Origin of the sequence: Mycobacterium sp. 1274761.0 (genome assembly GCF_001668615.1) — a bacterium.
Lineage (GTDB): Bacteria > Actinomycetota > Actinomycetes > Mycobacteriales > Mycobacteriaceae > Mycobacterium.
The window spans coordinates 67,929-80,264 of the sequence record NZ_LZMC01000032.1; the positions used below are offsets into that span (position 1 = coordinate 67,929).

Annotated in this window: 11 protein-coding genes and 1 pseudogene; 7 read left to right on the plus strand and 5 right to left on the minus strand. The window is 65.9% G+C overall.

Annotation, left to right across the window (positions count from 1 at the left end):
• Nucleotide 1: 1 nt before the first annotated feature.
• On the plus strand, nucleotides 2-841 hold the full coding sequence (locus A5651_RS05570) for a transglutaminase family protein (RefSeq protein ID WP_066976483.1): 840 nt from the start codon (nucleotides 2-4) through the stop codon (nucleotides 839-841).
• Nucleotides 842-860: 19 nt separating this feature from the next.
• Nucleotides 861-1,667: an alpha/beta fold hydrolase gene (locus A5651_RS05575; RefSeq protein WP_066976487.1), complete on the plus strand. Its 807-nt coding sequence runs from the start codon at nucleotides 861-863 to the stop codon at nucleotides 1,665-1,667.
• On the opposite strand, the gene A5651_RS05580 is transcribed toward A5651_RS05575, so the two are convergent.
• Nucleotides 1,664-2,527, minus strand: a complete 864-nt coding sequence (locus A5651_RS05580; RefSeq protein WP_066976489.1) for a ribonuclease Z — start codon at nucleotides 2,525-2,527, stop codon at nucleotides 1,664-1,666. The genes A5651_RS05575 and A5651_RS05580 overlap by 4 nt on opposite strands.
• 65 nt (nucleotides 2,528-2,592) lie before the next feature.
• The gene (locus A5651_RS05585) at nucleotides 2,593-3,618 is read right to left on the minus strand and encodes an aldo/keto reductase (protein WP_066976492.1); all 1,026 of its coding nucleotides are present in this window, start codon (nucleotides 3,616-3,618) and stop codon (nucleotides 2,593-2,595) included.
• Nucleotides 3,619-3,754: 136 nt separating this feature from the next.
• On the opposite strand from A5651_RS05585, the gene A5651_RS05590 reads away from it, so the two are divergent.
• Both A5651_RS05590 and A5651_RS05595 read left to right on the plus strand, forming a co-directional pair.
• On the plus strand, nucleotides 3,755-4,183 hold the full coding sequence (locus tag A5651_RS05590; RefSeq protein WP_066976547.1) for a CBS domain-containing protein: 429 nt from the start codon (nucleotides 3,755-3,757) through the stop codon (nucleotides 4,181-4,183).
• Nucleotides 4,176-4,781, plus strand: a complete 606-nt coding sequence (locus A5651_RS05595) for a GNAT family N-acetyltransferase (protein ID WP_066976496.1) — start codon at nucleotides 4,176-4,178, stop codon at nucleotides 4,779-4,781. The genes A5651_RS05590 and A5651_RS05595 overlap by 8 nt, the downstream gene beginning before the upstream one ends.
• Here the strand turns inward: A5651_RS05595 and A5651_RS05600 are convergent, their stop codons facing one another.
• The gene (locus A5651_RS05600) at nucleotides 4,782-5,387 is read right to left on the minus strand and encodes a type II toxin-antitoxin system PemK/MazF family toxin (RefSeq protein ID WP_066976549.1); all 606 of its coding nucleotides are present in this window, start codon (nucleotides 5,385-5,387) and stop codon (nucleotides 4,782-4,784) included. It lies immediately after the preceding gene.
• Nucleotides 5,388-5,493: 106 nt separating this feature from the next.
• On the opposite strand from A5651_RS05600, the gene lepA reads away from it, so the two are divergent.
• From lepA to A5651_RS05615, 3 genes are all read left to right on the plus strand, one after another.
• Entirely contained in the window at nucleotides 5,494-7,353 is a 1,860-nt protein-coding gene (gene lepA, locus A5651_RS05605; RefSeq protein ID WP_066976499.1) for a translation elongation factor 4, read from the plus strand.
• Nucleotides 7,354-7,504: 151 nt separating this feature from the next.
• Nucleotides 7,505-8,845 (plus strand): rhodanese-like domain-containing protein, encoded by a 1,341-nt coding sequence (locus tag A5651_RS05610; protein WP_066976506.1) that lies wholly within the window; start codon nucleotides 7,505-7,507, stop codon nucleotides 8,843-8,845.
• A 52-nt stretch (nucleotides 8,846-8,897) separates the two neighbouring features.
• On the plus strand, nucleotides 8,898-10,304 hold the full coding sequence (locus tag A5651_RS05615; RefSeq protein ID WP_066976508.1) for an HNH endonuclease signature motif containing protein: 1,407 nt from the start codon (nucleotides 8,898-8,900) through the stop codon (nucleotides 10,302-10,304).
• Nucleotides 10,305-10,328: 24 nt separating this feature from the next.
• Here A5651_RS05615 and A5651_RS05620 read toward each other — a convergent pair whose 3' ends face one another.
• Both A5651_RS05620 and A5651_RS05625 read right to left on the minus strand, forming a co-directional pair.
• The gene (locus A5651_RS05620) at nucleotides 10,329-10,607 is read right to left on the minus strand and encodes an ANTAR domain-containing protein (protein WP_066976511.1); all 279 of its coding nucleotides are present in this window, start codon (nucleotides 10,605-10,607) and stop codon (nucleotides 10,329-10,331) included.
• A gap of 263 nt (nucleotides 10,608-10,870) precedes the next feature.
• A pseudogene (locus tag A5651_RS05625) lies at nucleotides 10,871-12,232 on the minus strand (glycoside hydrolase family 15 protein); the annotation flags it as partial.
• Nucleotides 12,233-12,336: the final 104 nt, after the last annotated feature.

Below are 12,336 nucleotides of genomic sequence, written 5' to 3' on the forward strand. Positions count from 1 at the left end.
GATGTGGCGCATGCGGGTCGTGCACTCAACCGGTTATGCGTACAAGTCTCCGGTGACGGCGTCGTTCAACGAGGCGCGCCTGACACCGCGGTCGGACTCGCGTCAGAACGTCATCCTCAACCGTGTTGAAACCGTTCCCCCGACACGTTCGTACCGCTACGTCGACTACTGGGGCACCGCGGTGACCGCCTTCGATCTACATGCGCCGCATACCGAATTGGAGGTCACCTCGTCGTCGGTCGTCGAGACCGACAAGGGCGAGTTTCCCGATGAGAAGGTCAGCTGGGACGACCTGACCTCCGAAGCGGTGATCGACGGCTTCGACGAGGTCCTCAGCCCCACGCATTACACGCCGGTCAGCAAGCGCATCGCGCGGGTGGGCCGCAAGATCGCCAAGGAACACGACCCGTTCGAAGCCGTTGTCGCCGCGGCTAACTGGGTGCGCAGCGAACTCGACTACGTCGCGGGCACTACCGGTGTGCACTCTTCAGGGCTCGACGCGCTGCGCGAAGGCAAGGGTGTCTGCCAGGACTTCGCCCACCTCACCCTGATCTTGTTGCGCAGCATGGGAATTCCGGCCCGCTACGTGTCGGGGTATCTGCATCCGAAACGCAAGGCGCCCATCGGCGACACGATCGACGGCCAGAGCCACGCCTGGATTCAGGCGTGGACGGGAGGCTGGTGGCACTATGACCCCACCAATGACACCGATATCAACGAGCAGTATGTGAGTGTCGGTGTGGGCCGCGACTATTCGGATGTCTCGCCGCTGAAAGGCATTTACTCCGGCGAGGGTTCGACTGACCTCGACGTGGTCGTGGAAATCACCCGGCTGGCGTAGCGCGGCTACCCTCAACTCCATGGCCGAAGAGTTCGACCTCGATCTCGCGTCGGGGAGTTTACACGCTCGACGTTTCGGCGAGCCCGATGCGCCGCTCGTCCTAGCAGTCCACGGTCTGTCGGCTAACATGCATGGCTTCGACTACCTCGGGCCTCGCCTCGTTGCGGACGACGGCCGTCAGGTGGTTGCCGTCGACCTGCGCGGCCGCGGTCGCAGCGAAACCACCCCGCCGGGCACGTATGGGCTGGCGTCGCACGCTCGCGACATGTTCGAGCTGGCTTCGCTTCTCGGCCATGAACGATTCGACTGGGTCGGTTGGTCGCTCGGTGCGCTGATCGGGATCGTGGCGGCGCAGCTCGAACCCGACCGCCTTCGGACCGTCGGGCTGATCGACCATGCCGGCCGTTCCGATGACGTCGTTGGGGCGGCGGTGATAGCCGGCCTCGACCGGTTGGACATGGAGCTGCCGAGCAGCGACGAGTATGTGGCCCAGGTGGAGGCGGTCAGTCCGGTTCGGCCGTTCACTGACTTCTGGCGTCGTTTCTACGCCTACGAATTCGGCCGCACCGACAAGACCGCCTGCCTTGAAGATGGGCGCGACGTGGCCGGCTGGGATTGGCCGAAACTGTGGACGCACCTCACCATGCCGGTCGGGCTGGTGCGATGCCGCCGACTGTTCAGAGGCGGATTGGTGGTTCCCGACGACGTCGCTGCCGAGATCACTTCCTCTGTTCCGACGCTGACCCTCGCCGATGTCGATGCCGACCACTTCAGCGTGATGACGCACGAACCCACAGCGGAAGCGTTACGTGCGCTTGTTGTCTAAACTGCGCCGCGGCCGCCGCCGACGGCGGGGTGCACCTCGACCCGGTGCAGGTCGTCTCCCAGCTCGATCTGCCTGCTGAAGGCGGTCGCGGCCAGTGCGCGCCAGTCGTCCTCTTGGCCGGGTGCGATACCGGGCACGTAGTGGGTCAGCACGAGGATGCCGACGCCGGCCCGCTCGGCGGTGGCGGCGGCCTGTTCGACCGAGGAGTGGTAGTCGCAGATATCGCGGATCCGTTGCTGCGGAAGCTGCGAGACCAGCTCCTTGCGGATCACGGTGTGTACGAGCGCACCTGCGCCGGCGGCCAGCGCGTCGAGGCTGGCGCACGGCACGGTATCACCGGCCAGCACCACCGACGCGTCGTCGTGTTCGATGCGGAACCCGATCGTCGGCGCCACGGGCCGGTGATCGGTCGGCGCCACCGTGATGCGCGCGCCGTCGCTGCCCCACACCACGCCCTCGGTTACTTCCTCCACTTCGACCCGCGGCGGTCCGGTGATGTCGGCGTGATGGGCGATGCGGTAGCCGATGTCGTGGCCGAACGCCTTCAGCGTCGCCTCGACGACCTCGGCGGTGCCGGGAGGCCCGATGATCGGCAGCGGGGCCGGGTCAGGGTCGAAAGTCGTCACCCAGCGCGTGATGATCAGGTCGCCGAGGTCGGCGATGTGATCGCTGTGCAGGTGGGTGAGCAGCAGCGCCGATAAGGCATTGGCACCGGAACCCGCTGCGGCCAACCGCTGCTGCACTCCGCGCCCGCAGTCGACGAGAAACGTCTGCCCGGCAGCCCGCACGAGCGTCGACGGGCCGGCCCGGTTCGGGTCGGGAATGGGACTGCCGGTGCCGAGCAGGATGACCTCGATCATGGGTCATGCCTACCGCGTCGACCGCAACCGGTCAGCGCTATCGCGAAAACGTGGCCGAGGCGGGACTACTCGCGGCCGGCCGACACCCAGCTCATGTCGTGGAACCTGTTCCCGGACACCAGGTCTGCCGCCCGGTTCAATTCGGCGAGGTGATCGCCGGTGAGCGTCACCGCCAGCGAGCCCAGATTTTCCTCGACCCGCGCCGCCCGCCGCGTGCCCGGGATCGGGACCGACACCACGCCGAGCTCGTCGGCCCGGTACCTCAACCACGCCAACGCCACCTGCGCCGGTGTCGCGCCTACCGATTCGGCGATCGACGTCACGATGTCGACCACGGCGAGGTTCGCGTCAAGCGCGCCCTCAGCGAACCGCGGCATCATCGCGCGGAAATCGTTGGCCGACGACAGATCGGCGGCTGAGCGCACGGTGCCTGCCAGGAAGCCACGGCCCAGCGGCGAATACGGGACGAAGCCCACGCCCAGCTCAGCTGCGGTGGGAACGACGCTGCGCTCGACGTCGCGGCTCCAGATCGACCACTCGCTCTGCACCGCGGCGATCGGATGCACCGCAACCGCAGCGCGCAACTCCTCGGCTGTCACTTCCGACAGCCCGAGATGGCGCACCTTGCCCGCGGCCACTAGTTCTGCCATCGCGCCGACGGTTTCTTCGATCGGCACCGACGGATCCCGGCGGTGCATGTAATACAGGTCGACGACCTCGGTGTTCAACCGTGACAAGCTTTCGTCGATGCATTTGTGGACGTAGGCCCGGTCGCCGTGCACCCGCAGGGCGCCGGCCGCGCGGTCGGCCGGGTTGCTCGCGATGCCGAACTTGGTGGCCAGCGTGACCTCATCACGGCGATCGTTGAGGAGTTGGGCGATCAGCCGCTCGTTGTTGCCGCCGCCATAGATGTTTGCCGTGTCGATGAAGGTGACGCCGAGGTCGAGGCAGCGGTGCAGGGTGGCCAGCGACTCCGCGTCGTCGACATCGCCGTAGACCGGCGTCAGCGCCATCGCCCCGAAACCGATTGCACTGACCGATAATTCGTCGCCGAGAGTTACTGGGGGCACGCCAGCGGCTTGGTTAGTCATGTTCTCATCCCATGGATCGACTGTTCTTCTACGATCCTGCAACCGACTCTGCGGCGCGGCTGTTCCGGCGGAAGTGCTTTCGCCCCGACCAAGTTCCACCTAACCTGATGTGACACCGGTCACGATGGAGGCGACGATGCGAATCGCGGACGTGTTGAGGACCAAGGGCAGCGCTGTTGCGACCATCACCCCTGAGACCTCGGTCTCGGGGTTGTTGAACGAGCTTGCCCTGCACAACATCGGAGCTATGGTCGTCGTGTCGACCGACGGCGTGGTGGGCATCGTTTCCGAGCGGGACGTGGTCCGCAAACTGCACCAGCACGGCGGCGACCTGCTGCGCAGGCCGGTATCGGAGATCATGACAACGATGGTGGCCACCTGTACACCCGCCGACACGGTTGACCATCTCACCGCGCTGATGACCAACAAGCGGGTCCGGCATATTCCGGTGATGGAGAACAACCGCCTGGTCGGCATCGTCAGCATCGGCGACGTCGTCAAGCAGCGGATGGAAGAGCTGGAGGCCGAGCAGCGGGCGCTGCAGGACTACATCACCCGTGGCTGAAATCGCCACCCGGCCGGTCGCGCGCTCGGACATCCGAGCGCTTTCGGGGGTGCTGGCGCGGGCGTTCTATGACGACCCGGTGGCGATGTTCATGCTGCCCGACGCCCGCGCGAGACGCGCGGCGCTTCCCCGGATGTTCTGGGCGCTCGCGAGGCATCATTTCTTCTCCCGTGGTGGCTCGGAAGTGGCCGCGCGTGACGCAGTTATCGGAGCCGCGTCGCTGTGGGATCCGCCCGGTCAACGTAAGCCGTCACGGCTCGAGGAGCTGGTCATTACGCCGTTGATGTTGTGGAGCTTCCGCGGCCGCGCCGCGCAAAGCCAGGCCGTCATGCAGATCCTGGAGGAGTCCCACCCCGAGGAGCCGCACTGGTACCTCATGTTCCTTGGCAGCGACCCGTCGGTGCGCGGCGCCGGCTTCGGGCAGGCGCTGCTGCATTCGCGTCTGGATCGGTGCGACGGCGAACACGCGCCCGCATACCTGGAAGCCAGCAAGGAAGAGCTGGTTCCGTACTACAGCCGCTTCGGTTTCGAGCAGATCGGCAAGATACAGATTCCCGACGGACCGAAGTTGTGGCCGATGTGGCGCTCGCCGCGCTGATCAGCTCCACGAGTAGTCGCGGCGCAGCCGCGCGGCGACGATCTCGAAGGTCTCGCGCTCGAGGATCGCACCCTCGCGCCTGATGCCCTCCTCGGGAACGTCGAGCACCCGATCCAGCCGCACCCAGCTCGCCCGGCCCTCGTAGTCCCAGGGACCCGAACCGATGCCCACCCAGTCGTGGTCGTCTTGGTGGTGTTCCTGGCTGGACAGCATCAAGCCGAGCAGGGTGCTGCGGTCGCGACCGACCACCAGCACCGGACGGTCCTTTCCCCGCGACGGGTCGTCCTCGTAGACCACCCACGTCCACACCACCTCGCCGGGATCGGCGCGGCCGTCGAGAGCGGGCGCGTAGACCAGTTTTCGGGCCCGGTGCGCAGTCGGAACGCTGTCCTTGGTGACGGGGCGGCCCGCCGCGATGGCAGGTCGCGCCTCGTCGGCTGCGACGCCGGTGAGCGCGTCGATGCCGGCTTTGATGCCCTGCTGAATACCGCGAGGCAACGTCTCGGGCCGCTGGAGCTGGCGGATGAACTTCGGCGCCTCGTTGAACACGATGTTTCGTGCGGCCGTACCCGCCAGCCGCTGGAAGGTCTTCCATTGCGAGGCCATGTTCGCAGCATAGGTGAAGCGCAAGGTGCGCGATTGTGTCGCGACGGCGCCGGCTCGATACCCTGGAAGCCGATAGCACGCCCGCTATCGGACGCCTGACCAGGAGATTCCCATAATTAGTTTCGCCGACCAGACCTTCACCGCGCCGGCGCAGATTCGGAACTTCTGCATCATCGCCCACATCGACCACGGCAAGTCGACCCTGGCCGACCGGATGCTGCAGCTCACCGGTGTCGTTGACGACCGCTCGATGCGCGCCCAGTACCTCGACCGGATGGACATCGAGCGGGAACGCGGCATCACCATCAAGGCCCAGAACGTCCGGCTGCCGTGGACCCTCAAAGAAGGGGCAGGCGCCGGCGACTATGTGCTGCACCTGATCGACACGCCGGGACACGTCGACTTCACCTACGAGGTGTCACGCGCACTCGAGGCGTGCGAGGGGGCGGTGCTGCTGGTCGACGCGGCGCAAGGAATCGAGGCGCAGACGCTGGCGAACCTGTATTTGGCGCTCGACCGCGACCTGCACATCATCCCTGTGCTCAACAAGATCGATCTGCCCGCTGCCGATCCGGACCGCTACGCCGCCGAACTCGCCCACATCATCGGCTGCGAGCCGTCCGATGTGCTGCGCGTGTCGGGTAAGACGGGCGAGGGCGTCGCCGATCTGCTGGACCACGTGGTGCGCGAGGTGCCGCCGCCGCGGGGCGACGCCGACGCGCCCACCCGCGCGATGATCTTCGACTCCGTCTACGACATCTACCGCGGCGTGGTCACCTACGTGCGCGTCGTCGACGGCAAGATCCTGCCCCGCGAACGCATCAAGATGATGTCGACCGGCGCCACGCATGAACTGCTCGAGGTCGGCATCGTCTCGCCGGAACCCAAGGCCGCCGACGGGCTCGGCGTCGGCGAGGTGGGTTACCTGATCACCGGCGTGAAAGACGTCCGCCAATCCAAGGTCGGTGACACCGTGACCACGGCGCGCAACGGCGCCACCGACGCACTCACCGGGTACCGCGAACCCAAACCGATGGTGTACTCGGGGCTGTATCCCGTTGACGGGTCGGACTATCCGAACCTGCGCGACGCGCTGGACAAGCTGCAGCTCAACGACGCGGCACTGACCTATGAGCCGGAGACGTCGGTGGCACTCGGATTCGGTTTCCGCAGCGGCTTTCTCGGGCTGCTGCACATGGAAATCACCCGCGAGCGGCTGGAACGCGAATTCGACCTCAACCTGATCTCGACGTCGCCGAACGTCGTGTACCGGGTCGTCAAAGACGACGGCACCGAGATCGTCGTCACCAACCCGTCGGACTGGCCAGAAGGCAAGGTCCGCACGGTGTTCGAGCCGGTGGTCAACACGACGATCATCGCGCCGAGCGAATTCATCGGCACCATCATGGAACTGTGCCAGTCGCGCCGCGGCGAGCTGGGCGGGATGGATTACCTGTCGCCGGAACGCGTCGAGCTGCGCTACACGATGCCGTTGGGCGAAATCATCTTCGACTTCTTCGACTCGCTGAAATCACGCACCCGCGGCTACGCCAGCCTCGACTACGAGGAGGCCGGCGAACAGGAGGCTGATCTGGTCAAGGTCGACATCCTGCTTCAGGGCGAGGCAGTCGATGCGTTCAGCGCGATCGTCCACAAGGACGCCGCATCCGCCTACGGCAACAAGATGACCACCAAGCTCAAGGAGCTCATCCCGCGCCAGCAGTTCGAGGTGCCCGTACAGGCCGCGATCGGCTCGAAAATCATTGCCCGCGAGAACATCCGCGCGATCCGCAAGGACGTGCTGTCGAAGTGCTACGGAGGCGACATCACGCGCAAGCGCAAGCTGCTGGAAAAGCAGAAGGAAGGCAAGAAGCGGATGAAGACCATCGGCCGCGTCGACGTTCCGCAGGAGGCCTTCGTCGCCGCGCTCTCGACCGACGCCGCGGGTGACAAACCAAAGAAGTGAGGACCGAAATCGACCTCACCGACGACGAGCGTGAGGCCGCGTCCTTTCGGGCGCGGCGGCGCGTGAACTGGTATTGGCCGCCGGCTGACCGGTTCTGCTCACGCTGAGTTCAACCCAGGCGTTAGCCTCCAATCTGGATACGTTGAATCGAGTGCAGGTTGAGATCCTCGAGACGTCCGGGCTGGGTGACCGCAGCTACGTCGTAACTGATGCGGACGTGGCGGTCGTCGTCGATCCGCAACGCGACATCGACCGGGTGCTCGACCTCGTCGGCCAGGCACGCATCACCCACGTGCTGGAAACACACATTCACAACGACTACGTCACGGGCGGACTGGAGTTGTCCCGGGCCGTCGGCGCAGAATACGTCGTCCCCGCCGGCGAGAAACTGGGCTACCCGGCGCGCCGGGTTCGCGACGGCGATGTCATCGACGCCGGCACGATCTCGCTGCGCGTCATCCACACCCCCGGCCACACTCACCACCACGTCAGCTACGAACTGCTCGACGAGACAGGCCGCACCGCAGGTGTCTTCACCGGCGGCTCGCTGCTGTTCGGCAGCACAGGCCGCACGGACCTGGTCGGCGACGACCAAACCGAAGCCCTGACCCGCGCGCAGTACCGATCCGTGCGGCGGCTCGCCGAGTCCCTTACCGCCGACGCACCGATCTACCCCACGCACGGTTTCGGCAGCTTCTGCTCCGCCACACCCGTCGACGACGACTCATCGACCATCGGCGAACAGCGCGACACCAACCCCGCGCTGACCAAGAGCGAACGGGACTTCGTCGACGAGTTGCTGGCTGGGCTGTCAGCCTATCCGGCGTACTACGCCCACATGGGTGTCATCAACGCCGAAGGGCCGCCGTCGGTTGACCTTTCGCTGCCAAAGCCGCTCGACGCCGATGAGCTGCGCCGCCGACTCGAGGCCGGGGAGTGGGTGGTCGACCTTCGGCACCGAGTCGCCTTCGCCGCCGGACACCTGGCGGGCAGCCTCGGCTTCGAATCGTCGGGGTCGTTCGTCACCTATCTCGGATGGCTGCACCCGTGGGGCACCCCCTTGACCCTGATCGCCGAGGACGAAGACCAAATCGCCGGGGCACGACGCGAACTCGCGCGGATCGGCATCGACGACATCGCAGGCGCGGCCCCCGTTCACGCGGCCGAGGATGCGGGCGACCAACGCGCTTATCGGGTGGCCGATTTCGCTGCGCTGGCCGACGTCATCGCCGAAGACGGGCCGACAGTCCTCGATGTGCGCCAACCCGACGAGTTCAGCGAATCCCGCGTCACGGGAGCGGTGAACATCCCACTTCACGAACTGCTCGACCGCATCGGCGAGCTTCCCGACGGCCCGACCTGGGTGCACTGCGCCAGCGGCTACCGTGCATCGATCGCCGCCTCCATACTGGACAGCTGCGGCCGCGACGTGGTGTTGATCGACGACGACTTCGACGCTGCGAAAAACCTCGGCATCACCTCAACTGACTGAAATACCCCGTCGTCGCGCCCTCGTGTCACACCCCCGTGGCAGAATCGAACGTATGTTCGAGGGCGTTGATGACGCGGGCTTGGTGGCCACCATTGAGGAAGCGACCTGCGCCGAAAACGCTGCTGCGGCGTTGCGGTCGGCGGCCATCGGCGCACTGTTGCAGCGCCGCCTGCCCGAACCCGACGATGACGAACGGGCGCTGTGGGCGTGCGACGGGTTCGACTCCACCGCCGCCGAAGTTGCTGCGGCAATGAACATTTCCCACGGCAAGGCCTGCGGCCAGCTGCGCATCGCCGAATCGCTGCGCGACCACCTACCCACAGTTGCCGCACTGTTCGTCCGTGGCGAGCTGAGTGCCCGGGTGGTTGGGACGATCACGTGGCGCACCCGGCTGATCGTCGAGGACACCGCATGGGCACAGATCGACGAGGAACTGTGCCGACGCGCCCAGACGTGGGGGCCGATGGCCGACGACCGGCTGAGCTCCGCCCTGGACGCGGTGATTTATCAGTTCGATCCGGCCGCGGTGATCGCGGTCAAGCAGCGCGCTCGCGGACGCGATGTCACCGTCGGTAATTACGAAGACGAGGCCGGGACGGTGTCGATATTCGGGCGGCTGATGGCGACTGACGGGGCCCTGCTGGAGAAGAAGATCGCCGCCATTGCCGCTACGGTATGCGCGGATGATCCCCGCAGCCCCGGTGAGCGCCGCTCGGATGCGCTCGCCGCTCTGGCCGACCTCAACGATCACCTCACCTGCCGATGCGCCAACCCCGACTGCCCGGTCAAAGACCAATCCGCGCAACGGTCCTCGGTGGTGATCTCGGTGATCGCTGACCAGCCTGCGATCAGCGCTGCCCGTACCGACAGCGACAGCGATGGTGCTGCGGTGATGCTCGACGACAAGTCACCGGTGCCCACCCCCCTGTTGAGTGATCTGCTGGCCAAAGGCGCGACGGTCAAACCTCTTGCCCCGCCGTGCGATGAGAAACCGGAGCCGCGTTACCGGCCGTCGGCCAAACTGGCGGCGTTCGTGCGCGCACGCGACCTGACGTGTCGTTTCCCGGGCTGTCGGGTACCCGCGAGCCGCTGTGATATCGACCATGTCGTGCCGTACCCGATCGGGGGCACCCACCCCTCGGACCTGGTTTGCCTATGCCGCAAACACCATCTGCTCAAGACGTTCTGGGTCGGTGATTGGTCGCTGACTCTGGCGGCTGACGGCTCGGCGACGTGGACCTCACCGACCGGCAAAACCTACGTCACCCATTCCGGGAGCCGGGCGTTGTTTCCCGACTGGGACACCACCACGGCGCAACTTCCTACGTCGGAATCACGTACTCCGCCAGAGCCCCTGCGATGGCAGATGATGCCCGTCCGAAAGCAAGCCAGGGCCGCTCAACGCAAAGCCCGCATCGACGCCGAACGCAAACATGACAGCACCGGCCCGCCCGTCTGAATTACCAGTGCAGGTGAATGCTCATCAGAGCGGTGAGGAAGCCGAGGCGGCGGGAACAAACCGGCTCCTTCCGACGAGCTCGCCCCAGGCGGCGAATGCTTCGGTGTGGCCAGCCGACGACGCGCCGCTGCTGAGAGCTACCAGGCCGTTGGCGATGCTGCCGATACCGACGCCGGTCCGATTGACCACCCGCACAAGCTCATCGAACGCCTCACGCTCGGAACAACCCCGCAGGCCGACCAGGATTCCGGTGGCCACATCGATCACCCGACGCGAGGTGTGTTCTTCGCCGCGATAATTCATGCAGCTGATCGTGCGTGAGGTTGAAGCGGCACTACAGGTTTAGACGCGGCGAGACGCAAACTCGATCGGAGATCGGTGATTGCATCACGACAATCCGAACTGTCTGCCCGCCACGACAGCGGCCATAACCTTCAACGATGGTCGAGATCCGGTCGACGTTTCGCAAGCTTCGGCGCTATCTGTCGGCAACCAAAGCCATTTCAGCCGGAGCGGTGGTCGCCGCATCGACGGGCGAGCCCGGGCTGGCCTACCAATTCGACCTCTTACATCGGCGCGTTGGCCGGCTGGAAAACCCCTGAGCTGTCGGACTCCTCCTCGGCGCGGATGACATGAACCACCGCATTGATCAGCGCCAGGTGGGTGAACGCCTGCGGGAAGTTCCCGAGATGGCGCCCGGTGCGCGGCTCGATCTCCTCGGCGTAGAGATGCAGCGGGCTGGCGAACGACAGTAGCCGTTCGCACAGTCGCTTGGCGCGATGAATCTCGCCGATCTCGACCAGCGCCGACACCAGCCAGAACGAGCAGATCGTGAACGTGCCCTCCTCGCCGGACAAGCCGTCGTCGGTCTCCTCGACCCTGTAGCGCAGCACCAGTCCGTCAACCGTCAGCTCGTCGGCGATCGCCAGCACAGTGGCCCTGATGCGCGGATCGTCGGGCGGCAGAAAGCGGGTGAGCACCGCCAGCAGCAGTGAGGCGTCCAGCGCGTCGTCGCCGTAGCGCTGCGTGAGCACGCCGCGGGAGTCGACGCCGTTGGCCAGGATGTCGGCCTTGATCTCCTCGGCGATCGCACGCCACTGCTGCGCGTAGGACCTCTCGCCCTCGATCTCGGCCAGCTTGGCTCCCCGGTCGAGTGCGACCCAGCACATGATTTTGCTCGACGTGAAGTGCTGCGGCTCGCCGCGCACCTCCCAGATCCCGCGGTCGGGTTCTTTCCAGTGCTTGATGGCCTCTTCGACTTGTTGCTTGAGCACCGGCCACAGCGTCTCGGGGATCTGCTCGCGCGACTTCGTGTGCAGGTAGACCGAATCCAGCATCGTGCCCCAGATGTCGTGCTGCATCTGGTTGTAGGCGCCGTTGCCGATCCGCACCGGCCGGGCGTTGTCGTAGCCCGACAGGTGGTGCAGCTCCTCTTCAACCAGGGTGCGTTCCCCGCCAACGGCGTACATCACCTGAAGGGGGTGTCGTTCACCGTTGTTGGCGCCCGACACGTCGGCGATGAACGCGAAGAAGTCGTCGGCCTCCCGATCCAGCCCCAGGGTGTACAGACCCCACAACGCGAACGTCGAGTCGCGCACCCAGGCGTAGCGGTAATCCCAATTGCGTTCTCCCTGAGGGGTTTCCGGCAGCGACGTCGTTGGTGCCGCCAGCAGTGCACCGGTCGGCGAATACGTCAGCCCCTTCAACGTCAACGCGCTGCGCTGAAGGTAGGCGCGCCATGGGTGGTCGGGAAAGTCACCGACGTTGATCCACTGCCGCCAGCATTCGCTGGTCTGCCACATCTTGTCGGCGGCTTCGTCGTAGGTCTGCGGCGACGGATGCTTCGACCAGCTCAACGCGACGAAGACGTTGTCGCCTTCCTTCATTCGCGTGCGGGCCCGGGCTTCCCGGCCCTCGAGACCGATGCGCTGGTGATGGGGCCGTGGCACGACATCGAATCGCGGTCGCGGACGCACCGCCGCACGCCGATGGACTGGGACGCCGAGCACATCCTGTTGCGCACCGTGCGGTG

Excerpts from the sequence above, each read along its gene's own strand:
- A5651_RS05570 (WP_066976483.1), top strand. The coding sequence starts at position 2 with ATGTGGCGCATGCGGGTCGTGCACTCAACCGGTTATGCGTACAAGTCT.
- A5651_RS05575 (WP_066976487.1), top strand. The coding sequence starts at position 861 with ATGGCCGAAGAGTTCGACCTCGATCTCGCGTCGGGGAGTTTACACGCT.
- A5651_RS05580 (WP_066976489.1), bottom strand. The coding sequence starts at position 2,527 with ATGATCGAGGTCATCCTGCTCGGCACCGGCAGTCCCATTCCCGACCCG.
- A5651_RS05585 (WP_066976492.1), bottom strand. The coding sequence starts at position 3,618 with ATGACTAACCAAGCCGCTGGCGTGCCCCCAGTAACTCTCGGCGACGAA.
- A5651_RS05590 (WP_066976547.1), top strand. The coding sequence starts at position 3,755 with ATGCGAATCGCGGACGTGTTGAGGACCAAGGGCAGCGCTGTTGCGACC.
- A5651_RS05600 (WP_066976549.1), bottom strand. The coding sequence starts at position 5,387 with ATGGCCTCGCAATGGAAGACCTTCCAGCGGCTGGCGGGTACGGCCGCA.
- A5651_RS05615 (WP_066976508.1), top strand. The coding sequence starts at position 8,898 with ATGTTCGAGGGCGTTGATGACGCGGGCTTGGTGGCCACCATTGAGGAA.
- A5651_RS05620 (WP_066976511.1), bottom strand. The coding sequence starts at position 10,607 with ATGAATTATCGCGGCGAAGAACACACCTCGCGTCGGGTGATCGATGTG.